Below are 21482 nucleotides of genomic sequence, written 5' to 3'. Positions count from 1 at the left end.
CTCCATCAGGGGGGCGTTTTTAGTTGTTTATGTATGGCTCTGAGCTAGGTTATTACTGTTGATTGCTAAATATCGACGGATGATGAGCTACAATCAAAAGAGTTCTCTATTGGTCACTAAACGTTTAATTATGTTTTGTCATGTCTAGGGTTTGACAAAGATTTAATGTATTGTTGAAATATAGAATTTAGGATAAATAGCGATCGCTCTCCCTCTGATATTTTTTCCACTAATCCCCGTCTCACTAAAGATTGAATGGCTTGCAACAAGTCTGTCTTAGATAATTTCCCATCAGTCAGTTGTTGAGAAATATTGAGTGGTTGCTGTTGATCAGCCAATGAGGAAATAACCTGTTTTTCTAACTGTGATAATCGTTCTAACTTAACTTCTAAACTCGGGGACAACTCTCCTATAAATATATCATTTTTATCTTCTAAAAATTCGGAAACCCTACCATTAAATACTTCCAATATGGTTGAGGCGATTAGATTTAACCAGACGGGATGACCTTGATAGCGAGTGATTAAATCAAGCCATTGTTGCTCATCAGTTAATCCTTTTTCTCTCAGGATTTCTGTCGCTTCTTCTCCTAAGCCTTTGAGGTGTAATGTTTTAATCGGTCGGTTTTCAGCTTCTAAGGTGGCAATTTCTCTGGGTTTTTCCCAACTGATTAGGATTATACAACTGTGATGGGGAGTTCTAACAGTTTGTTTAAAAAATGTTCCGTAGTCTTTATATTCTGCTAAATATTGACCTGCTAATTCACCTGTTTTAAAAATATCCTGCATATCATCGAGAATTACTAAACAGCGAGAGTTACGAAAATAATCAATAACTGTAGATAAAGGTTGGAGTTGAGATTGAGAAAAAAATTCTTTAAGTTCGGTTTGTAGTCTTGAAAGCGTAGGAAGGTTATTAAGGCTTTTCCAGATAATATAGTCAAATTCGCTATGAATTTCTTGGATGAGTTTAAGGGCGATCGCACTTTTTCCAATTCCACTTAATCCATAAATGGTAATTAAGCGAGTATGATCTTCTAATATCCATTGTTTGAGGGTAGTTAATTCTGAGGTGCGATCGTAAAAGGTAGTTAATTCGGGTGCGTCTATTAAATTGATGATTGTTGATTGATTTTGGGTTGGTGAAGTTTCTGAGGGAGATTGCGATCGCTGTCTAGTATCTTCTGAATATCGCATCTTTTCTCCATAAATATTGATAGGGCTATTAATATAACTACTAACTATCTCCAAAGATTCACCGTAATTGTAAATATTAGATACTGCTTTTCTTTCTAAAATAGAGCGAACATTCATTTTATTGATATCTTCTCCTAACAAATCCGATAGAGTCTTCCATAATTCGGAAGCTATATTTTTAACATGGGACTTACTCCGATAGCAACTTTTCCCAATTTCTTCATATTTTAATCCTTGCCAAGTTCCTTCTAAGATAGCCATTTCTACAGAATCGAGGTGTTTTCCTGTTTTGGTAAATACAATGTCATCCGCCCAATGTAAGAGTTCCTCAGTAGTCATAGATTGAGTTGGGGGTGAAGTCTGGCTTAAGGTTATCTTAATTTATCGTACTTTTCCGTACTTTGGCAAGTCTATCCTCGATAAATTGATAAAAAACTTTATAAAACTACTGACTTAATGTTACTTATTAGGATTGTTACATCTAAAATACTCTTATATAATAAAACAAGTCAGTTGTTTCAGAAATCCAGTTGGAGAGAAAAAGTCATGAAAAAATTAGCAACAATTTTTTCCTTTTCCCTTTTAATCATTTTGCTTGTTGTAAGCAATGTTTTACCTGTATTGGCAAGTCCATCCTTGAATCTAACACCTAGTGTATCTGTAAGCAATACATACACTTATAACTCACAGAAGAATGAAATAAAGAAACATTTGATTGTCGGGAAGTTGGTTTGCAAATACGTTGATGGCCACAAGAGATGTTGGGATGAATAATTGAATAAATTCTTACTTATCAATTATTTAATTTTTAATAGCAATCAATCTACACTATTCTTTTTATAAGTGTAGATTTTATATTTGTTTTCACCTCGTTCCCAAGCAGGAGCCTGGGAATATATGATAGAGGCTCCTCCTCTTATTTCAGGTGTCAGAGCTACCCTGATATCATTTTTAGGTATCACTACCGTATATACATTACTTAGAGGAAAATTCGTGAATAAATTTAGATTGATAGGTTTAGCGATCGCTCTCCTAGCTCCTTTTGTCTTGCAACCTGCCCAAGCTGAAATGGTAGTTCTTGGTACAGCTTCCACCGGAGAAACCCTGACTCTCGATACTGATTCTGTCTCAAGAGGCACACCAGCAGGTACTGGGTTATTCATAACTGCGACATATTATCTGGATAGCGAAAGAATAGATGCAACAATTAGCTGTAGACATAACTATTGGGTTGTAGAAGGAGATTCGACACACTATACTCCTCAATCTCAAGCAACACGAAATCTTATATCTACAGCCTGTGCAATTGCAATTAACAGTCAAACTCGTCAATCTAAAACGTTGTACCGCTAACTTCAATTTTGGGGACAAATTTTCATCAAGGAGAAACCGAACTTTCATGTTTTAATTTCTCCTGTTCTCGTTGCTGCTTAACCGCTTGTAAACGTTGCCTTAAAGGTGAAGGATGAGTGATAAACTCTTGATAATGTTGTTCTCGCTGTTTCCATAACCGCAATAGATAAGCATCCATCGCCGAACGATTTTGTAAATAATAGGTAATCACAGCATAGATTTTTTCAAGGTTGAGGGTAGGTAGCTCTTGTAAAATTTGTTCTGGGGTGTATCCATCCAAATAATATTTGATAATATCCTCAATGCCAATACGATGACCTTTGAGACGAATTTCATTAGGATTAATAAATTCTAAATAATCTTCTAACTGCATAATTACAACGATCTGTTATATTGTTCTTCAGCAAATTGCTCAAAATCTCGAAACCGTCCCTGTTCAAAATCCTCTAATCCTTGTTTAATTCCTTCAATCGCTTCTTCTGTATCATCCGCTCGCCATTCCTGTTCAATACGCTGTTCAGGTAAACGAATTGCTTGTAGAACAGAATCAGAAATTGAAATTTGTATTCCCATCTTCGTTTATTATAAATAAATTTCAGGTAAGAGTTGAAATTGTATTCAATCGTTAGATTCTTTAGATTTGTCATACTTTATTAAAATTTACAAACCTAGTGCAGAAATGGCATCTTTAACGGTTATCATCAGAATCATTGGTTCAATGGGTGAAACCGTAAATCCACAATTCTCATAAAACTGTTTCGCTTCTAAAGAAATAGCTTGAACAAGAATTGCCCGAATGCCGACAATTTCAGCAGCTTGTAAAGTCCGAAGAATTGCATCTCGGAGTAAACCCCGACCGATCCCTTTCCCTTGCCATTGCCGATCAACTGCGAGTCTGCCAATCACCATCACGGGAATTGGATCAGGCATATTACGGCGAACTCGATCTGTTGCGATGGTTTGTGCTACCGCCCCACTAGCAAGACAATAATATCCAATGACGACATTGCCAACGCAAACAACATAAGTGCGTGAACCTCCCTCTAACTCATTCTTCAAAGCACGTTTTTTCAGCCAGTCATTCAGTTGATGATTGCCGGAATCAAAGTTATCAATTTGATGAGATGAATTGAGTTTTTCTGGCGGGGTAATTCGGTTTGATTCTGAATTTAATCCCACAGTGGCTTAGTTGTTAACAATTGCTGCAATTGATGATTGAGGGTTGGGGGTTCATCTAGCCGATCTAAAAATTCTTGAAATCTGACTTCATTTAAACCAAAAAAACATTGATCTAAAAGAATGTTTTGGGCTTTTTCATAAGCAGCTTCGAGCATAAACTCAGAGCGACTTTTTCCCTTAATTTGAGCCGCATGATCAATTAAATCTCGTTGATTCTGTTTGGCTCGAATATTAATGGTCACGTCACGGGTTTGACCCGCTTGGGTTTCAAATTCTGATGGTGACATAATCGGTATTAGATTGAGAGACTCACAAAAGCCTATTTATACCCTAACGCTTTGTGTATACGTTGTCAATACAATCGTTGTCATCGGGAATCACGACCGTTATTGATTAGCCCAGCTTATCAAAGCTATCAGAAACCCTGTTGTTAAAAGACTTTACAAACCGTAATAAAGCCGTTAATGTAGTAGACATAGATACCAAACGAACCTCGAAAAATACATAGCAATCATACCTAACATGACAACAACCTTACAGCAACGCGAAAGCGCCAACGTTTGGGCGCAGTTCTGCAACTGGGTAACATCCACCAACAACCGCCTGTACATCGGCTGGTTCGGCGTGTTGATGATCCCCACCTTGTTAACTGCAACCATCTGCTACATCATCGCCTTCGTAGCAGCACCCCCGGTTGACATCGACGGAATCCGTGAACCCGTAGCCGGTTCCTTAATGTACGGAAACAACATCATCTCTGGTGCAGTTGTTCCCTCATCCAACGCCATCGGTTTACACTTCTACCCCATCTGGGAAGCAGCTTCTCTCGATGAGTGGCTGTACAACGGTGGCCCTTACCAGTTGGTAATCTTCCACTTCCTGATCGGTGTATTCTGCTACATGGGTCGTGAATGGGAATTATCCTACCGCTTAGGAATGCGTCCTTGGATCTGTGTTGCCTACTCTGCACCTGTAGCAGCAGCAACCGCAGTATTCTTAATCTACCCGATTGGACAAGGAAGCTTCTCTGATGGTATGCCCCTGGGAATCAGTGGAACCTTCAACTTCATGTTAGTGTTCCAAGCAGAACACAACATCTTGATGCACCCCTTCCATATGTTGGGTGTAGCAGGTGTATTCGGTGGTTCACTGTTCAGTGCAATGCACGGAAGCTTGGTAACATCTTCTTTGGTTCGTGAAACAACTGAAACCGAATCTCAAAACTACGGTTACAAGTTCGGTCAAGAAGAAGAAACCTACAACATCGTAGCAGCACACGGGTACTTCGGTCGTTTAATTTTCCAATACGCTAGCTTCAACAACTCACGCGCCCTGCACTTCTTCTTAGGAGCATGGCCGGTAATCGGAATCTGGTTTACTGCTTTAGGTGTATCCACCATGGCATTCAACCTGAACGGTTTCAACTTCAACCAATCCGTAATTGATTCTAGCGGACGGGTAATCAATACTTGGGCAGACGTAATCAACCGCGCTAACCTGGGTATGGAAGTAATGCACGAGCGCAACGCTCACAACTTCCCCTTAGACTTAGCTTCTGTTGAGTCTGCACCTGTTATCAAAGGCTAATTGCTAGCTTAACTAAATAACCAAGAAACGCTCTCCACTAGGGGGGCGTTTTTAGTTGTTTAATATTATGAAATCGAACATTCTTGGGTTTTATAGACCCTAAAATTTTGCCCGAATGGTAAATGAATAATCCCCCCCAGGTTCGAGTTTATAGTCGCATTTTTCGAGAAACCGACCTAAAGGTTCGTGAATTAAAGCACGACCTTGAGAGGGTTGAATAATCAGGGTTTTATTTCGTCTAAATCGCCACTGAAATCTCCACTCAAAGCCGCCTGCACTGACTTCTCCTTCCAAAATGCCCTGTTGCCAGGATTGACGTGTCACCTGGACATAAGCGGTCGTTTCCGGTAAACCTCTAGAACTCACTCTGTTTATTCGTCAATACTGCGACTATTGTAGAGGCTCATGGCTTTCTCAACGCCCTGCTTAAGACTTAATTCCACCGCCTCTAACACCAGTTTAAGCACTTTATCCATCACCAGGGTTTCAGAGGGGGAAAATTTCCCCAAAACATGAGAGATGGTTTCTCCCGTTTGACTGGATGCTGGGTCTTTTGGCTTCCCAATACCAATTCGTAAACGGGGAAAGTTCTGAGTTCCGAGATGGGAAATAGTCGATTTCATCCCATTGTGACCTCCCGCAGAACCCGACAGTCGCAACCGTAACCGCCCCATCGGTAAATCCATGTCATCATAAATCACTAATACAGACTCTGGAGGAAGTTTATACCAATTGAGAACGGCTTGAATCGCTTGCCCGGAACGGTTCATGTAGGTGAGGGGGTTTAGGAGTCTAATTTTATCGCTTCGTCTCCAAATTCCTTCCCCAAATTGTCCTTGAAACTTGCGGTTTTCAGATAGAGATATTTGCCAAGTTGTCGATAAACTATCAACAGCAGCAAAACCGATGTTATGTCGGGTGCGATCATATTTTGACTCAGGATTCCCTAAACCGACAATCAGTTGAGGAATGATTAAGGTTTGGGGTGAAGAAGCCTCCGTCATGGTTGATGAATAGAAGTTGTGTTGTAATGATTGTGATGACTACGAATTAAAACAGGGAGAAAGTTCGACTGTTCTCCCTAAATTTATGACAATTTTTGTTCTTAACATTGATCTCAACACTTATTAATCTTAAACATCAACCGCTTCATCCGTAGAAGCCTCAGTGATCACTTTTTCAGGTTGAGATTTACTCACTTTTGTCGCTTCTTCTAACTGTTTGGCTTCTCGTTTGAACTCATTCTCAAATTCCTGTGAAGCTTCTTTAAATCCTCGAATGGCTTTTCCGAGACTGCTACCAATCTCCGGTAACTTTTTCGGGCCGAAGATTAACAAAGCCAAAACAAGTATAACAGCCATTTCCGGCAAACCGATTCCAAAGATGTTCACAATGATCTCTCCTAGCTGTTTCCTCGAATTTTTTCAGTTAGGCATAGGTTAGGGAATATCCCGCTTAAAACCTTTAACCGTGAAATATGGACTCATTTCACATGATCACAGCAATTAGGCTGCTCTCCCCGAAATTCCTACGCCTAACAATCTCTTAGCGAGTTAAGTTAGCCCAGTCTACATCAACGCTTTCAAGCAGCAGTGAGGAGTTGTAAATCTGTAAGATGATCAACAGAAAGACAAAGAACAACACCATAAAAACTGCCATCAGGGGAGTTGTACCCCAGCCGGGGGCTACTTTACCGTATTCGGAGTTCAGAGGACGTAAGACATCTCCTAACCAAGTGCGTTGTGCCATAAGTTACCTGCTTATTTAAATCGACAACAAATTTTAATGTTTCGTAATATTATATAAGGATGAGTGTCAAATTAGATTAACCTTATGGAACCTGCAATAGCTCTTAACATTTCGATCGCGGCTGTGGTGGTCGTCATTACAGCCTACTCCGTCTACACGGCTTTCGGGCCTCCTTCTAAGGAATTGAGCGATCCCTTTGAAGATCACGAAGATTAAAACATTGTAAATCAGTGTAGCAATCTTAGACCCCTTTGGGGCATGGCAGTAGGTCGCTTGAGTTCAAAACGCGATTGCCTCAAACCTGCCCCTTAGAGTCTCTGGTGATCATCTGCGATGTGAAGTGAGGGAATAATAATCAAGGTGGGGATGGGGATCAAGCTCATCTCAAAAAACCAAGATTTGCTAGAATCAATGCGGGGAAATGTTATCTTGACAATCATCTATTAACTATGGGGAATAGTTTTGGGCATTTATTTCGCATCACCACCTTTGGTGAATCTCACGGAGGCGGAGTCGGTGTGGTGATCGATGGATGCCCACCAAGATTGAAGATTGACGCATCTGAAATTCAAGCCGAGTTGGATCGCCGCCGTCCTGGACAAAGCAAGATTACCACACCCCGAAAGGAAACCGACACCTGTGAGATCCTCAGTGGTGTGTTTGAAGGTCAAACCCTGGGAACTCCGCTAACAATCTTAGTGCGAAATCAAGACACTCGCCCTCAAGATTATAGTCAAATGGAAACAGCCTATCGTCCCTCTCACGCCGATGCGACCTACGATGCCAAGTATGGCATTCGCAACTGGCAAGGAGGCGGACGATCTTCAGCCCGAGAAACCATTGGACGAGTCGCCGCAGGAGCGATCGCCAAAAAAATATTAAAGCAAGTCGTTGGCGTGGAAATCGTGGGTTACGTCAAACGAATCAAAGACCTAGAAGGGATTGTCGATCTCGATACGGTAACACTAGAACAAGTCGAAAGCAATATTGTTCGCTGTCCAGATGCCGAATGCGCCCAAAAAATGATAGAACTGATCGAACAAGTGCGTGATCAGGGTGATTCGATTGGCGGTGTCGTCGAATGTGTTGCCAGAAATATGCCAAAAGGACTCGGTTCTCCTGTATTTGATAAACTAGAAGCAGATCTCGCCAAAGGGGTGATGTCCTTACCCGCAAGTAAAGGATTTGAAATCGGCTCGGGTTTTGCAGGTACCCTTTTGACCGGGAGTGAACATAACGACGAATATTATACGGACTCACAGGGAACAATCCGCACCGTGAGCAACCGCTCCGGTGGTATTCAAGGGGGCATCTCAAACGGAGAGAATATCATCTTACGGGTGGCTTTTAAGCCAACGGCGACCATTCGCAAAGAGCAGCGCACCGTTACCCGTGAGGGAGAAGAAACATTACTGGCAGCAAAGGGAAGACACGATCCCTGCGTCCTGCCAAGAGCCGTCCCGATGGTAGAGGCAATGGTTGCACTCGTGTTGTGCGATCATTTGTTACGTCATCAGGGTCAATGTGGAACTTTAAAGCCTGAAGATTAACGACATGGAAACCGCGACCACGCTTACTATGGTAACTTCTCTCGATAGCCCAAAACCCAACTATTCTTCTTTTAATCCAGACGATTTTGTGGTTCAGTTCTGGGGAGTGCGAGGGAGTATTCCCACTCCTGGAAAAAGTACCATTCGCTATGGGGGAAATACCTCTTGTTTAGAAATGCGGGTGGCGGGTAAACGGTTAATCTTTGATGGTGGTACGGGTTTGCGAATGTTAGGCGATGCTTTGATGGCGGAAATGCCCATAGAAGCTTATATGTTTTTTACCCATTACCACTGGGATCACATTCAGGGCTTTCCGCTATTTACCCCGGCATTTCTTCCCGGTAACTGCTTCCATATTTATGGTGCAATTCCTCCAGAAGGGGAATCAATGAAACAGCATTTTATTGAACGAATTCTGCATCCGAATTCCCCGGTTCCCCTGAAAGGTTTACGGGCGGACTTGAGGTTCTATGAACTCAAGGCAGGAAATTCGATGATGCTTGATGATATTAAAATCGAAACTGGACAACTGAACCATCCGAATACAGCGATGGGATATCGGATTACTTGGAATGGTCGCAGTGTGGTTTACTGTTCAGATACAGAACATTTACCCGATGGTATCGATGAAAATGTGTTGAACCTCTCCAAAGATGCCGATGTTCTGATTTACGATGCCATGTATACCGATGAAGAATATCACAGCCCCAAATCTCCGAAGATAGGTTGGGGACATTCAACCTGGCAAGAAGCGGTTAAAATGGCAAAAGCCGCAGGGGTAAAGCGAGTTGTGATTTTCCATCATGATCCAACCCACAGTGATGACTTTTTGGATCAGGTAGAGCAGGAAGTACAAGCGGTCTTTCCTAAAGCAATTATGGCGCGAGAAGGTTTAATTTTGCCGATTGGCGTTTAGCCCGCATTTGGGGATTGATTCAATTTTCAATCACAGTGACGAGGAAAACTGTAGTCAAAGATGCGGTTGTTCAAGACTGAGCGATCGCCTTCTTCGCGTAAAAATTAGCTTGACATCCTCCCCCGTTAAATCAGAGATTATAGCGGGGGATTCCTATCTTCACAGACAGGGTTTCCTGCTTCATCCACACAACTTACATCAAAACTGTCTCCAGTTTCAGTGCAGTGGTCGTCGTGTCCACAGGCTTGCGTTCCCGTATGCCCTACGGTACGGAGTCCAAGCTCCAAAATGTTTAGCGCAGCATTATGGTCACGGTCTAACTTGCATCCGCACTGGCAAATATGAGTTCTCTGCGAGAGCGTTTTCTTAACAACCGAACCACATGAACTACATTTTTGGGAGGTGTAGTGGGGTGGAACCGCTACCGTGACTACACCAAAGACTTTGCCTAAATATTCAATCCATTGCCGAAACTGATACCAAGCCGCATCAGAAATGGACTTGGCAAGGCAATGATTTTTAACTAAATTAGACACCTTCAAGTCTTCATACGCCACCACGTCTGCCGACATGACCACGCACCGAGCTAGTTTTACTGCCCAGTCTTTACGCTGGCGTTGGACTTTTAGGTGTCTGCATCCTAGACGATTTCTTGCCTTAGCACGGTTTTTAGAACCTTTTTGCTTTTTAAATAATCGTCTCTGTTCCCATTTCAGTTGTTTCTCAGACTGTCTTAAGTATTGGGGATAATCAACTTGATTGCCGTCAGAGTCAGTGTAAAAGTGGGAGATTCCAACGTCTAGACCGACAGTGTGATTAGTTGGTTTTTTGGTGTTAATCCGTTCTTGATCAACAACAAATTGGCAATAATATCCATCGGCACGGCGAACAATCCTTACTCTTTTAATCTGAGAAGGTTGGTAGTAGTTCAGGTCACGACCACCCCGCATTTTGAAAGTTCCTGCTTTAAAGCCATCGCTGAAAGTGATTTGGTCTTTCGTCTCCGATAGTTTGTATCCGCTAGTCTTATACTCTACGGATAAACGGGTTTGATAGTGCTTGTATTTGGGATATCCTTTTTTGCCAACTTTCCCAGACTTACAATTATCGTAGAACCGAGCAATCGCTGCCCAAGCTCGTTCCGCCATTGCCTGACGTGCCTGAGAATTGAGCTTTTTTGCCCAAGTGAACGATTTAGCCAAAGTCTTGCAATAGCGATAAAGGTCGTTTCGAGACTTTGCTTGCTTATCTTCCCAGAGACGCAAACACTTATTACGGACAAACATAGCCGTTCTTAGAACTTCGTCCAAGATGGCAAACTGTTCTTTTGTTCCGTACAATTTAGTCTCGAATACTAACATTTATCACGCTTAACTCATGCTAAAATCATACGACGCCGATTGAGGATAAGGCTGCCCTATCGGGCTTTATTTAATTGGCGACGATTCATCACATCGCCAAATCAGAGATTGTGGCCAGAGCATTCTCGTCGCAACTAGGTAAAAATAGCGATCGCCAAAATCTAGACTAGGAAGAAGAACAGATTCAAGCCTTCGGTTGTATCCAAACTTGCATCCCCTCAACCCGCAACGCCTTAGCACGAGTCCCGCAGAATTTCCCATTAGAACAAACCGGAACATCACCGACATTTTGGACGTGAGCCGTGTAAAAAATATTGTAGTTCGAGGCTTGTGGCCCGGTCAGTTCAATAGAAAATCCCTCAATTTGGCGGTTTTTACCCGGTTCGCCAACGCGAGATCCTTCAGAAATCATCGGAGTATCTCCTACTTCTGAAATATGCGCCCCATAACGTAAACTCAAACCGGGAACCGGAGGAACAATACTAATTTGAAATGCTTCTAAAGCAAGACCCTGGCCACGAGTTCCCGCATATTCATTCGCGCCATATTCGCGATCGCCGAGTCTTTGAATAGAAACTCTCAGCTTCAAACCAACAGGCTTGAGTTGACTGACTTGAGGAGGAGTAGATTTTCCTGAAATGGGAGCATTTCCAAAAACAATATTTGTTCCGTCAATTGTGGGGAGTATTTTGGGAACTTCAAGACTCGGAACAATAATTACATCTTGAGGTGCCAGAGAAGTCGGTTCACCCAAAATGACAATATCAGGGTTAGCCGCAGGAGGTAAAGAAGTAGAAACAGTTTCGGAGACAGACAGAGCGATTTTACCGCGAGAAATCGCCACTGCTAAGGCTTTCCCAAAAGAAGCTGCAACCTTTTCTTCGAGAATCACCCAATGTTCATCATCCAAACTCTCTGAAGTTTCTATCAAAGTCAGCAAAGCTCTTAAAGGATGTTCACCCGCAATTAGTGCTTCGACTTCTGTAGAAAGTTCAACCGTTGGATCTGTAATTTGAGTTCGCAGTTGAGTGGCAGCTTGTTTAACCGTTTGTAAGGGTGCAAAAGTCCCCTGATCCTTGTGCGTTAGACTCAAAACCCGTTCCAAGACGATTAAGGCTTGGGAGCGTAAATTTTGAGAGTTGATCGGCTGAACTTTCTGATGGAGTCGCTTTTCTAAGTCTGAGAGGGAAATTCCCTCTGGAGAAATCGATTCACCTTCTGCAATCACCTCTTGTTGGAGGCAGTTGAAGTCCCGATTGTATTTAACCAATTCCTCAAGTAATTGTTCTGAGATAGGTGTGCCAACTTGCTGAAGTTCTTGAGCCGCTAAACAGAGACGAGAGCCTAAGCTCGAATGACGTTTGGACAGAGAAGTGAGTTGTTGCAGTAAGGTTTGGTGTGCGGATTCCATAGGTATTTACTTCAATTCCTTTACAGTCTGGGTTGGTGATCTAAATCACAAGATTTTACAGGACAGATTACCTGTCAAAGCTGCATAAATTTTCAGAGTCGCTCCTAATGACATGATAAGTGCCGATGTTTTCGTCTCGCAGGTGGCGACGTGAATATTCGGATACTGAGAGGAACGAGCTACTGTGAAAGAGGAAAATCCGACTATGAGTTGCATTCACGACGTTGTTAACCATGCTTTAAGTACAGGCTATCTGAGTTTAGAAGCCGAAGAACGACTACGGCAACTGTTACAAACGACTCGCTATGGAGTGGAAGAGATGAATGCTTTTGTCAACTTGCAGCTTGCTGCTATGGCGGGTCAAGTCAGACAAGAATCACGGGAATTACTCAGACAAAAGCGTGAATCTGAACGAGCCTTATCTTGTTCTACCCGATGACTGGACTGGGGTTCAACCTCCAGTTCAAGGTCAATCTACCATGAACCGTTAATTTGTTTGTTGCCCTGGCAATATCCTTGAGAAGCGCGTGAATGACTAGGATTCGCAGGCTAATTTATTAGTTTTATGGGATAGCTGATCTATTAACGATCTGTTCCAAACACTTCCTCTTCAAGACCAACCCACCATTCACCCAAGTTCATCAAGTCTTTCTGAATATCTGCTAACTCTTGTAAATACGCTTCAAAATCAAGCTGCGAACGACGTTCCTGAAGTTTCTGCAATCGCAGTTGAACCAATAACCAAGGTTTCGAGATCCCCTCAGTTGCTTCGATATACTTGGCTAAATTTTCACTATTCATATAAAGATCACAAGACGACAACAGCGATGGAAAAGGCAGCCACTCTTAGACCTGTGACTGCCTTCTCAGTTTAACAATATTTGTTGTGCAACCCAATCGCTACAGGCAATTGCTGATTGTGACGACTAAGCGGCTGCTAAATTTTCAGCAACAAAATCCCAGTTGACTAACTTCTCTAAGAAATTCTCAATGTAACCCGGACGAGCATTTTGGAAGTCGAGATAATAAGCGTGTTCCCAGACATCCAAAGTCAGTAAAGGAATTGCTCCTTCAACGATGGGGTTAGCAGCATTAGCAGTCTTTGTGACTTTGAGCGTACCATTGTCTAAGACTAACCACGCCCAACCGCTACCAAATTGGGTAGCTGCTGCTTTTTTGAACTCTTCTACAAACGCTTCATAGCTGCCGAAGTCCGCAGTAATTTTTTCGGCTAATGCGCCATCCGGCTTTCCGCCTCCACCGGGTTTCATGCAGTGCCAGAAGAAGCTGTGATTCCAAACTTGAGCGGCATTATTAAAAATACCCGCTTTGCCGGGATCATTGGCGGTTGCTTTAACAATCTCTTCGAGGGACGAACCTGCTAAATCTGTTCCCTCAATCATGCCATTCAGGTTTTTAACGTAAGCGGCGTGGTGCTTGCCATGATGGTATGAAAATGTTTCCTTAGACATCCCAGAGGATTCTAAAGCATCTGCGGCATAGGGTAATTCTGGAAGTTCAAAAGCCATCGTGTTCAATCCTCTCTCAACGACTGTAGATCTGAGTTGACTGTGATAGGCTATGAGCCTACCATCACTCGCCCTCTCCCTAAAGGGATAACAACGAGTTTCTCATCTGGTCTACATAAATCTTTACATTGATTTCATTTTATAACAAACCGGATCAAAGCTAAAACTTTTTTGCGGATTTGAACAAATTGCCAGTAGAGGGGTCATCGGTATACCGCCTTTAAAAGGCTGGGCTTGCTTCGGACTCAACAAGCGAGTCAAGCTGTCCAGTCTTGACGGATTCAGTCCCCTAAACTTTAGGTATAATACCTACTGCCATCTTGATTTTGCCTCTACCGTCAGATAGAAACCCGGGTTGTGATTTCCATAACGGATGAAATGCCCGTTTATAACGCTGATAATCCCGTTCAACCTAAATTTTCAGGAAAACGAGTGAAGCGTGGCTTGTACCTCTCAAAAGAGGGTCATAATAAACGAAAAGGACAAACTACTGATGAGCTTGCAGCAATGGAGGGAGGAACAAGAATTAATATTAAACCAAATCGACAATGCGATCGCCCTATTTGATCAAAACGCTCATCTGATCCTATTCAACCTCAAACTAACGGAGTTGTGGGGCTTATCAATCGAACTCCTGGCGAGTCAACCTGATTTTGAGAAGGTTTTTAGAGAAATTGTCAACCAAGGGTACTGGAGCGAGGAACAGTGTCAACATTTAAAAGCTTGTTTGCTGAAATCTGAATCTCAAGGGTCGGCTTTTTGCCTAGAACAAAAGAACGGGGTTTGTCTAGAAGTTTACACGACTACCATGCCGAGTGGGGGATGCTTATTTACCTTTCGAGAGGTCACTTACTACCGCAACTCCCAAGCCAACCTCAACTCTGAAGTACGACGGTTAAAATTCCTACTGGGTTTAAATGAACGTTTGCAAAACTCCGATAACCTGCGAGAAATTGCTCAGTTTGCGCTCAACTACCTCGTGCGTGTGATGAATGCCGCTTTCGGGGATGTCAAAGTCGTGACCGGAGAGGGCAATCAACGACAAGCAGGCCCGATTAATAACGAAATATCCAGTCAATTTATCGCCAGCTACGGAGAACCCGCCGTCGCCGAGATGCAAAAATTACTCGATCAAGGCATTCCTTACGGTCAAGGCTTACTCTGGGAAGTCGTCGAAACAGGTCAGCCCGTCTATGTTCAAGACTATGCCCATCATTCCAAGGCAGTACCGGGTTTTCGTCATCCAGGGATTGGACAGTTGGGGATTTTTCCAATTCCGGCCATAGACGGTCGGATTATTGGAATCTTAACGCTAGAGTCTCGCAACCTTGAACAACTGCAAGCCTATCCTCAACGGGATATGCTCTATGCGGCTTGTAGAACCCTCGGAGCCGCCATTGAACGCGCTCAGTCTCAAGACCGTCTCCGGCAAATTAACGAAGACTTAGAACGGGCTTCTCAGATGAAATCGGAGTTTCTGGCTTCTATGTCCCATGAACTACGAACGCCCCTCAATAGCATTTTAGGATTTTCTGACTTGCTGAAACGTCAAATTTCCGGTGAACTGAATCACCGCCAAATCAATCATGTGAAACTGATCGAAAAAAGCGGTCAACACCTCCTCCAACTGATCAACGATATTTTAGATTTATCGAAAATCGAAGCAGGAAAGACTGAACTGAATCTTCAAGCGGTTGAGATTCATCGCCTTTGCAGCGAGTGCCTGAAGATGATCCAACCTCGGGCAGATAAAAAACGACTGGCTTTGTCGCTAGAATTGGATTATCGGATCAACCAGGTGTTGCTTGATGAGCGTCGAGTTCGACAAATCATCATTAACTTACTCTCCAATGCGGTCAAGTTTACACCCGAAGCAGGCAGCGTCAAACTCAGTGGACGCTTGGCTTACGGGAGCCAGATGCAGGGAGATTATCGTCCCGACTGTTCTCCGGTTAATGCTAGTACGCCATACCTGTGTTTGGAAGTACAAGATTCAGGGATAGGCATTCCAGAAAACCGTTGGCATCTACTTTTTCGTCCTTTTCAACAGGTGGACGCTTCACTGACGCGACGACATGAGGGGACGGGTTTGGGTTTGGCTCTGACAAAACGTTTGGCTGAACTGCATGGGGGTACTGTTTCTTTGCAGTCTGAGGTGAATACTGGAAGTCGGTTTCGGGTTTGGCTTCCCTTAACGGAAATGCGACAAACTCTTACACAAAGCGATGAACAGTCTGAACCCTCTTTGGAAACCTTGTCTAGTGCAACTCTTAGTTCAAATTCTGATCCTCGTAATGCTCCTCGCATTTTAGTTGTCGAAGATCAACCCTTTAATCAGTTGTTGGTTTCGGAGATTTTGGAGTTAGAAGGCTATCAGGTTGAACTGATTTGTGAAGGTCAAACGATGATGGAGATGATTAACTCACCATTTGTACAGGCGAGTATGTTACCTGATCTGATTTTAATGGATATTCAACTTCCTGAAGTTGATGGGTTTGAACTAATGCGTCAACTTAAGGCACATTCTATTTGGCAGTCTGTTCCAGTGGTGGCGGTGACGGCGATGGCAATGGCAGGAGATCGTGATCGCTGTTTGGCGGCGGGTGCAGTGGCTTACCTCAGCAAACCTTTGGATGTGGATCAAGTATTAGCGACGGTGAAATCATTACTCCAGAGTTAGAGACTGGGTTGAAAAAATTTTTGTATTTAAAAAAATAAGTCTTAGGGGCATTCTACAGCAAATATTTACTGATCAATATTAAGGTTAAAGCGAAAGGATTTTTAGGGAAAATTTAATTTAACCTAATTTGATCTATTTGTTTTGTCTGATTGCCCCGTCTGATCATTTACTAACCCTATGTCAGAGCGCTCACCTCATATTTTAGTTGTTGATGATGAACCTGCTAATCTTATTTTATTAGAAGAACTTTTAGGATCACAAGGTTATGAAGTTCTCTTAGCAGCATCGGGAATAGAAGCTATCGAACTGGCAAAAACCACATTGCCAGATTTAGTATTGTTGGATATAATGATGGCCGAGATGAATGGGTTTGAAGTCTGTGATTATCTGCGAAAAGATCAGCAACTCCAAGTGACACCTGTGATATTTCTGACTGCTTTAAATGATGATAATTCTCGTCTGAGAGGGCTAGAATTGATGGGGGATGATTATATTACAAAACCGTTTAATAGTCGCTTGCTCTTGGCGAAAGTTTCGAGTACATTGAAACTCCATAAAATGCGAAACAAAAGCTTTAAAACCTATAATCAAACGCTTTATGAAAGTGATAGAAAAGGTGCAGTTGCAGTGCAGGTTAAGGAATATTTTTCTGAAACATTACGGTTATTTGTTCCTGAACAATTTCTTGAACGAATTGCTCCTCAAGGTTTTGAATCGATAAAATTAGGAAATTTCACCGAAGAAGAATTAACGATTTTATTCTGCGATATTCGCGGCTTTACAACCATTGCTGAGTCTCAAACTGCAAGTGAAACGTATGAATGGTTAAATGTGTTTTTTAATCAAATGAGTGCTTGTATTGACGCGAATTATGGCTTTATTGATAAGTATCTCGGAGATGCGATCATGGCGGTTTTTGATCGAGAACAGCTTCATGCACAAGATGCTCTAAATTCAGCGATAATGATGCAACAAAGTCTCGAAAAATTTAACGAAGAACGCTCTCAATTTAGAATTAAAGAACCTCTAAAAATTGGTATAGGAATTAATACAGGAATTGGGATGATCGGTACATTGGGTTCAGAAAGTCGGATGGACTCAACGGTTATTGGAGATGTGGTGAATACGGCTTCTCGTTTGGAAGGTTTAACTAAAACCTATGGCTGTAAAATTATCGTTAGTCAAGCGACAATCTTTCACTGGAAACAGTCTTTAAACTCAAATTTACTAACCGACATCAACTTAACAGAAAAATCAAAAAAAGATTCGAGTTCATTTTATTATCGCTGGCTGGATAAAGTCGCCCCTCGCGGAAAGCAAAAAGCCATTAAAATCTATGAACTTTTTGGAAATCAACATCATCTGATGGATGTGAGTAAAATCGCAACATTGTCTTTATTTGAAACCGGGGTTAAAGCTTGGCAAATAGGAGATTTAACCCAAGCTTTAATCTATTTTCAAAAAGTGATTGAAAAAGATCCCACTGATCTTGTAGCAGAATTGTATATTAAACGGTGTCAAGAAGAACTGAAAATAGACAGTTCATGCTGTTAACTCAGTGGGAAGAAAAACCCTAAAAAAATAACTTTAAGTTCCCCAAGAATCAATTATAGCCTGTAAAGACTCTCCTGCCTTTTGCCAGTTATTCGCTAAGTCTGTACTGCGATCTTTTTTGAGGAAATCTGCTTCTTTCTGACAATGAGAAGCTAGTCCTTGAATAACAGTTTTTATGCCGTGTTCTTCAATCAGTTGATTGAGAGAACGGATTAATTTTTCGTCTTTTGGTTCAACCATAATTCGACACAATTTTTGACTAAAAAGACTTGACAAATGACAGTATTCATTTTACCAGAACATACACATCAACCCGATTTCTAAACAGTATTTCAACATTTCAAGTCAGGTGTCGGGTGTCCGATGTCCTCTAGGGGCGGGTTCAGCGATCAATGTATGTTTCCGAGAAATATAGCGGTGTGCGATCGCCTAAAAATTGAAAACCGCTATAGGTTATTCATAACAGACATACATCTCGGCGGAGGTGCGCCCCTCGGCTGTAAAGATTGGTGAGTATCAAGAGAAATCAGGTTTATAAACGACGAGTAAGTATATTCTAGGACGTTCTAATTTTTCTTGAGTGTTTATTAATACATTAGAAAACCCGGAAAACACTGTTTTCGCTAGCCCCATACTCGGGTAACAATGTTAAATATATTACTTTTCTCGGGAAACCCGAATAGGAGCTTGTGATTATGAATCAGGGTATACCACAGTGTCAAAATTTGCAAGAACAGGTTGAGAGTCTGCTGGGACTGCTACACAGTGAACCGACACTCCGACAACAGGATGTGAGCGGGGTACGCGCCGCCCTCAATAAAGTGATTTCTCCGACGTTTGAAATTGTCTTTGCGGGGGCTTTTAGTGCGGGAAAATCGATGTTAATTAACGCATTGTTGGGGCGAAAATTGCTTTACAGCGCCGAAGGACACGCCACCGGAACCGAATGTTATATTCGTTATGCGGAACAAGATCAAGAACGGGTAGTGCTGACGTTTTTGAGTGAAGTTGAAATTCGCGAACAGGTAAAAACTCTGTGCGAACTGTTAAATTTACCTCTGGTTGGAAATATTAATCAACCGGAAACTTGCCAACATTTACAACAGCAAGCCCAAAAGATTTTAGAACAAGAAGGCGGAGAAGCCCGTTCGGAACGAGCTAAACAAGCGAAAGCATTGGAGTTACTATTAGAAGGATTTGAAGCAAACCGCGATCGCATTCATACCCTGAATAATGCAACCTATTCGATGGAGCAGTTTGACGCTAAAAACATTGAAGAAGCAGCACAATATGCACGTCGGAGTAAAAATAGTGCGGTTATCAAACGAATTGAATATTACTGCAATCATTACTTGCTGAAAGATGGTAACGTTATTATTGACACGCCAGGAATTGATGCACCTGTTAAAAAAGACGCTCAAATTGCTTACGATAAAATCGAAAATCCTGATACTTCGGCGGTTGTTTTTGTTCCGGCAGTAGCAAAAAATGGAGCAATGACAACACCAGAAACCGAACTTCTGGAAAAAATGAAAGGAAAGCCTGCAATTCTCAATCGCGTGTTTTATGTGTTTAACTATATCGATGAGACTTGGTATAATGATGAGTTGCGTTTGAAATTAGAGACGATTATCAGAACTGATTTTCGCGATACAACTCGCATTTACAAAACTAGCGGATTACTCGGGTTTTATAGCAACTTAGTTCAACAACAAACTTATCAATCTGATCGTTGGGGTTTAGATTCGATTTTCGCCGAGAATATACAAAGCGAAAATGAGGTTAAAAATACGCCCCAGTTTGTGAATGAATTTAACCGTTATTGTTTGGTTTCGGGACGTTTACCGTCTAGCCAGTTCCGCATTCCTCCAGAAGTTTTAATTGCAGATCATCCGAATGAAAAATATACCGCCATTCTCAATACTTTGGGAAATTCGGTTCTCGAACATTTGATTCAAGATAGCGGTGTTGAGGAATTTCGGGACGCAATGACCGGCTATTTGATGGACAAAAAACGCCACGAGTTGTTTGAAGTGTTAGCGAAGGATTTACAATCGGTTTGTATTAGTTTGCGAGAATCTTATCTGAAAGCTTGGCGGGAGTTAGAGAGTCAACCCCGTGAAGTAGATGCACTCAAAGAACTGAAGTTGAAACACCTAAATATCGAACTCAAACAAATTGGGGATGATTTTTGCAAACACATCGAAAAAGAGTTAAATTTGGTCGTTGCAAGTGCTGAAAATTTAGCTTTTGAGAAGGATTTTAAAAAGCTTCAGCACCGAATGATTAGTCGTTTGGATGTATTAATTACAAGCTTCTCTGTTGGGGAGACTCATAAACGCGCCCAAGCCAGCCATGAACGCAATGCAGTAGTCCCGATGATGGGAATTTTAGCAGAGGCTTTCTATTACTTGGCGAATGAGTTAGAAGTGGTTTTGGAGGATGGGTCTAAGGAGTTGATGGATAATTTCTTTTATCAACTTTCTGAACGAGTTCGTAAAGCGGATTTTTACAGCAAACTGTATCGTTTGTTGGGGAATGATAACGGGGTTGAACAGAATTTAGAACGTTGGTGTGAACGGGCGAAAGAGGCGTTAGTAAATGAGTCTAAAACCGAATGCGATCGCTATATTCGAGAACGTCCCGAATTTTATTCAGAAGGAACGGTTTCGGTGTTTCAATTGCGTCAAGTTTTACAAGAAGCTTGTCGGGGTTATGACTATGAAAGTATGGTGCAAGCGGAACCTGCTATTCGTCAATTGTTGAAGATTGATTTTGAGCCAAAACTTAAGGAAACGATTCTGCGAACTTATCGCCCAACGGTGAATAAAACCCTAATTCATCATTTGTTAGAACCGTCTCGAAAGCTGGCTAATCATATTTTGCAACAGCATGATAAAGCTTGTGAACATTTAGCCAAAACGTTGGATAAAGAAGCTTCTGAACAGTTAATGATTAATGAGAAGCAAAAGGTAGAGTTAAAGCAAAAAATTGAGGCTTACAATCAGTCTGTTAAAGGGGTTAACCAGTGTTTAGAAACGATGCGACTTGATCGCAAAACGTTACCTGAAATTTCAGAGATGGATTTATTGACTTTACCTGTTTTTGAGGTGAGTTCAACGGAAAGTTTACAAGAAAAACCTGCGGAGATTTATCAGTCTGAAAATGGGTTAGTTTCGACTGAGTTTGAACGTTAACCTCTCCCCTAACTACCAGGAGATGATCAAACCTCTCCCTACCCTCTCTATCCCCCCTGCCCCCCTTTGAAAGGGGGGTTAGGAGAGGGAAAAGGTGTCCCTAATGGGACTATTATTTAATGGAGAGGGGAGTAATAAAAGAGGAGGTTGGTGGGGGTAAAATTAATTAATAACCTCCTCCAACCCCCCTTTTTAAGGGGGGATCAAGGGGGGATTCAAG

Annotated in this window: 23 protein-coding genes; 9 read left to right on the top strand and 14 right to left on the bottom strand. The window is 42.1% G+C overall.

Annotated features, from left to right (window positions below; all coding sequences use genetic code 11):
• Positions 1–128 precede the first annotated feature (128 nt).
• Positions 129–1535, bottom strand: a complete 1407-nt coding sequence (locus WN50_RS16270) for a helix-turn-helix domain-containing protein (RefSeq protein WP_049559812.1) — start codon at positions 1533–1535, stop codon at positions 129–131.
• A 654-nt stretch (positions 1536–2189) separates the two neighbouring features.
• On the opposite strand from WN50_RS16270, the gene WN50_RS16265 reads away from it, so the two are divergent.
• Positions 2190–2549, top strand: a complete 360-nt coding sequence (locus WN50_RS16265; protein WP_152964746.1) for a hypothetical protein — start codon at positions 2190–2192, stop codon at positions 2547–2549.
• 25 nt (positions 2550–2574) lie between these two features.
• On the opposite strand, the gene WN50_RS16260 is transcribed toward WN50_RS16265, so the two are convergent.
• The 4 genes from WN50_RS16260 to WN50_RS16245 all read right to left on the bottom strand — a co-directional run bounded on the left by WN50_RS16260 (position 2575) and on the right by WN50_RS16245 (position 4015).
• Positions 2575–2922, bottom strand: a complete 348-nt coding sequence (locus WN50_RS16260; RefSeq protein WP_046280569.1) for a DUF433 domain-containing protein — start codon at positions 2920–2922, stop codon at positions 2575–2577.
• A 2-nt stretch (positions 2923–2924) separates the two neighbouring features.
• Positions 2925–3122 (bottom strand): hypothetical protein, encoded by a 198-nt coding sequence (locus tag WN50_RS16255; protein WP_053221463.1) that lies wholly within the window; start codon positions 3120–3122, stop codon positions 2925–2927.
• Between the two features lie 87 nt (positions 3123–3209).
• Complete coding sequence (locus WN50_RS16250; protein WP_046280568.1) at positions 3210–3728, bottom strand: GNAT family N-acetyltransferase; 519 nt, start codon at positions 3726–3728, stop codon at positions 3210–3212.
• Positions 3719–4015 carry a type II toxin-antitoxin system TacA family antitoxin gene (locus WN50_RS16245; RefSeq protein WP_046280567.1) on the bottom strand — a complete coding sequence of 99 codons (297 nt, stop codon included), beginning with the start codon at positions 4013–4015 and terminating at the stop codon, positions 3719–3721. The genes WN50_RS16250 and WN50_RS16245 overlap by 10 nt, the downstream gene beginning before the upstream one ends.
• 235 nt (positions 4016–4250) lie before the next feature.
• On the opposite strand from WN50_RS16245, the gene psbA reads away from it, so the two are divergent.
• The gene (gene psbA, locus WN50_RS16240; RefSeq protein ID WP_049559809.1) at positions 4251–5315 is read left to right on the top strand and encodes a photosystem II q(b) protein; all 1065 of its coding nucleotides are present in this window, start codon (positions 4251–4253) and stop codon (positions 5313–5315) included.
• 99 nt (positions 5316–5414) lie between these two features.
• Here psbA and WN50_RS16235 read toward each other — a convergent pair whose 3' ends face one another.
• From WN50_RS16235 to psbH, 4 genes are all read right to left on the bottom strand, one after another.
• Positions 5415–5681: a DUF3146 family protein gene (locus WN50_RS16235; protein ID WP_046276646.1), complete on the bottom strand. Its 267-nt coding sequence runs from the start codon at positions 5679–5681 to the stop codon at positions 5415–5417.
• A gap of 5 nt (positions 5682–5686) precedes the next feature.
• Positions 5687–6319 (bottom strand): aminoacyl-tRNA hydrolase, encoded by a 633-nt coding sequence (pth, locus tag WN50_RS16230; RefSeq protein ID WP_049559805.1) that lies wholly within the window; start codon positions 6317–6319, stop codon positions 5687–5689.
• Positions 6320–6448: 129 nt separating this feature from the next.
• On the bottom strand, positions 6449–6706 hold the full coding sequence (locus WN50_RS16225; protein ID WP_046276644.1) for a TatA/E family twin arginine-targeting protein translocase: 258 nt from the start codon (positions 6704–6706) through the stop codon (positions 6449–6451).
• Positions 6707–6860: 154 nt separating this feature from the next.
• Positions 6861–7064: a photosystem II reaction center phosphoprotein PsbH gene (psbH, locus tag WN50_RS16220; RefSeq protein WP_046276643.1), complete on the bottom strand. Its 204-nt coding sequence runs from the start codon at positions 7062–7064 to the stop codon at positions 6861–6863.
• Positions 7065–7148: 84 nt separating this feature from the next.
• On the opposite strand from psbH, the gene psbN reads away from it, so the two are divergent.
• From psbN to WN50_RS16205, 3 genes are all read left to right on the top strand, one after another.
• Complete coding sequence (psbN, locus tag WN50_RS16215) at positions 7149–7280, top strand: photosystem II reaction center protein PsbN (protein WP_046276642.1); 132 nt, start codon at positions 7149–7151, stop codon at positions 7278–7280.
• A gap of 233 nt (positions 7281–7513) precedes the next feature.
• On the top strand, positions 7514–8614 hold the full coding sequence (aroC, locus tag WN50_RS16210; protein WP_046276641.1) for a chorismate synthase: 1101 nt from the start codon (positions 7514–7516) through the stop codon (positions 8612–8614).
• Between the two features lie 28 nt (positions 8615–8642).
• Positions 8643–9530, top strand: coding sequence for an MBL fold metallo-hydrolase (locus tag WN50_RS16205; RefSeq protein WP_200906297.1), 888 nt, complete (start codon positions 8643–8645; stop codon positions 9528–9530).
• Positions 9531–9667: 137 nt separating this feature from the next.
• On the opposite strand, the gene WN50_RS16200 is transcribed toward WN50_RS16205, so the two are convergent.
• Both WN50_RS16200 and WN50_RS16195 read right to left on the bottom strand, forming a co-directional pair.
• Complete coding sequence (locus tag WN50_RS16200; protein ID WP_046276639.1) at positions 9668–10891, bottom strand: RNA-guided endonuclease InsQ/TnpB family protein; 1224 nt, start codon at positions 10889–10891, stop codon at positions 9668–9670.
• Between the two features lie 184 nt (positions 10892–11075).
• Positions 11076–12302, bottom strand: a complete 1227-nt coding sequence (locus WN50_RS16195) for a hypothetical protein (RefSeq protein WP_046276638.1) — start codon at positions 12300–12302, stop codon at positions 11076–11078.
• 205 nt (positions 12303–12507) lie between these two features.
• On the opposite strand from WN50_RS16195, the gene WN50_RS16190 reads away from it, so the two are divergent.
• The gene (locus WN50_RS16190; protein ID WP_046276637.1) at positions 12508–12741 is read left to right on the top strand and encodes a hypothetical protein; all 234 of its coding nucleotides are present in this window, start codon (positions 12508–12510) and stop codon (positions 12739–12741) included.
• Between the two features lie 143 nt (positions 12742–12884).
• Here WN50_RS16190 and WN50_RS16185 read toward each other — a convergent pair whose 3' ends face one another.
• Together WN50_RS16185 and WN50_RS16180 are read right to left on the bottom strand one after the other, a co-directional pair.
• Complete coding sequence (locus tag WN50_RS16185; RefSeq protein WP_046276636.1) at positions 12885–13103, bottom strand: hypothetical protein; 219 nt, start codon at positions 13101–13103, stop codon at positions 12885–12887.
• Between the two features lie 125 nt (positions 13104–13228).
• On the bottom strand, positions 13229–13831 hold the full coding sequence (locus WN50_RS16180; protein ID WP_046276635.1) for a superoxide dismutase: 603 nt from the start codon (positions 13829–13831) through the stop codon (positions 13229–13231).
• A 493-nt stretch (positions 13832–14324) separates the two neighbouring features.
• Between WN50_RS16180 and WN50_RS16175 the strand changes: the two genes are divergently transcribed.
• Positions 14325–16511 carry a hybrid sensor histidine kinase/response regulator gene (locus WN50_RS16175; protein ID WP_046276634.1) on the top strand — a complete coding sequence of 729 codons (2187 nt, stop codon included), beginning with the start codon at positions 14325–14327 and terminating at the stop codon, positions 16509–16511.
• 177 nt (positions 16512–16688) lie between these two features.
• The gene (locus WN50_RS16170; RefSeq protein ID WP_046276633.1) at positions 16689–18065 is read left to right on the top strand and encodes a response regulator; all 1377 of its coding nucleotides are present in this window, start codon (positions 16689–16691) and stop codon (positions 18063–18065) included.
• 33 nt (positions 18066–18098) lie between these two features.
• Here the strand turns inward: WN50_RS16170 and WN50_RS16165 are convergent, their stop codons facing one another.
• Positions 18099–18305: a hypothetical protein gene (locus WN50_RS16165; protein ID WP_046276632.1), complete on the bottom strand. Its 207-nt coding sequence runs from the start codon at positions 18303–18305 to the stop codon at positions 18099–18101.
• Positions 18306–18760: 455 nt separating this feature from the next.
• On the opposite strand from WN50_RS16165, the gene WN50_RS16160 reads away from it, so the two are divergent.
• The gene (locus tag WN50_RS16160) at positions 18761–21262 is read left to right on the top strand and encodes a dynamin-like GTPase family protein (RefSeq protein ID WP_046276631.1); all 2502 of its coding nucleotides are present in this window, start codon (positions 18761–18763) and stop codon (positions 21260–21262) included.
• Positions 21263–21482: the final 220 nt, after the last annotated feature.

The organism is Limnoraphis robusta CS-951, from assembly GCF_000972705.2.
This window is presented reverse-complemented; position numbering and strand designations above follow the sequence as displayed.

Excerpts from the sequence above, each read along its gene's own strand:
- aroC (WP_046276641.1), top strand. The coding sequence starts at position 7,514 with ATGGGGAATAGTTTTGGGCATTTATTTCGCATCACCACCTTTGGTGAA.
- WN50_RS16175 (WP_046276634.1), top strand. The coding sequence starts at position 14,325 with ATGAGCTTGCAGCAATGGAGGGAGGAACAAGAATTAATATTAAACCAA.
- psbH (WP_046276643.1), bottom strand. The coding sequence starts at position 7,064 with ATGGCACAACGCACTTGGTTAGGAGATGTCTTACGTCCTCTGAACTCC.
- WN50_RS16260 (WP_046280569.1), bottom strand. The coding sequence starts at position 2,922 with ATGCAGTTAGAAGATTATTTAGAATTTATTAATCCTAATGAAATTCGT.
- WN50_RS16190 (WP_046276637.1), top strand. The coding sequence starts at position 12,508 with ATGAGTTGCATTCACGACGTTGTTAACCATGCTTTAAGTACAGGCTAT.
- WN50_RS16165 (WP_046276632.1), bottom strand. The coding sequence starts at position 18,305 with ATGGTTGAACCAAAAGACGAAAAATTAATCCGTTCTCTCAATCAACTG.
- WN50_RS16255 (WP_053221463.1), bottom strand. The coding sequence starts at position 3,122 with ATGGGAATACAAATTTCAATTTCTGATTCTGTTCTACAAGCAATTCGT.
- WN50_RS16245 (WP_046280567.1), bottom strand. The coding sequence starts at position 4,015 with ATGTCACCATCAGAATTTGAAACCCAAGCGGGTCAAACCCGTGACGTG.
- WN50_RS16195 (WP_046276638.1), bottom strand. The coding sequence starts at position 12,302 with ATGGAATCCGCACACCAAACCTTACTGCAACAACTCACTTCTCTGTCC.
- WN50_RS16205 (WP_200906297.1), top strand. The coding sequence starts at position 8,643 with ATGGTAACTTCTCTCGATAGCCCAAAACCCAACTATTCTTCTTTTAAT.
- WN50_RS16185 (WP_046276636.1), bottom strand. The coding sequence starts at position 13,103 with ATGAATAGTGAAAATTTAGCCAAGTATATCGAAGCAACTGAGGGGATC.
- psbA (WP_049559809.1), top strand. The coding sequence starts at position 4,251 with ATGACAACAACCTTACAGCAACGCGAAAGCGCCAACGTTTGGGCGCAG.
- WN50_RS16170 (WP_046276633.1), top strand. The coding sequence starts at position 16,689 with ATGTCAGAGCGCTCACCTCATATTTTAGTTGTTGATGATGAACCTGCT.
- WN50_RS16180 (WP_046276635.1), bottom strand. The coding sequence starts at position 13,831 with ATGGCTTTTGAACTTCCAGAATTACCCTATGCCGCAGATGCTTTAGAA.
- WN50_RS16270 (WP_049559812.1), bottom strand. The coding sequence starts at position 1,535 with ATGACTACTGAGGAACTCTTACATTGGGCGGATGACATTGTATTTACC.
- psbN (WP_046276642.1), top strand. The coding sequence starts at position 7,149 with ATGGAACCTGCAATAGCTCTTAACATTTCGATCGCGGCTGTGGTGGTC.
- WN50_RS16200 (WP_046276639.1), bottom strand. The coding sequence starts at position 10,891 with ATGTTAGTATTCGAGACTAAATTGTACGGAACAAAAGAACAGTTTGCC.
- WN50_RS16160 (WP_046276631.1), top strand. The coding sequence starts at position 18,761 with ATGAATCAGGGTATACCACAGTGTCAAAATTTGCAAGAACAGGTTGAG.
- pth (WP_049559805.1), bottom strand. The coding sequence starts at position 6,319 with ATGACGGAGGCTTCTTCACCCCAAACCTTAATCATTCCTCAACTGATT.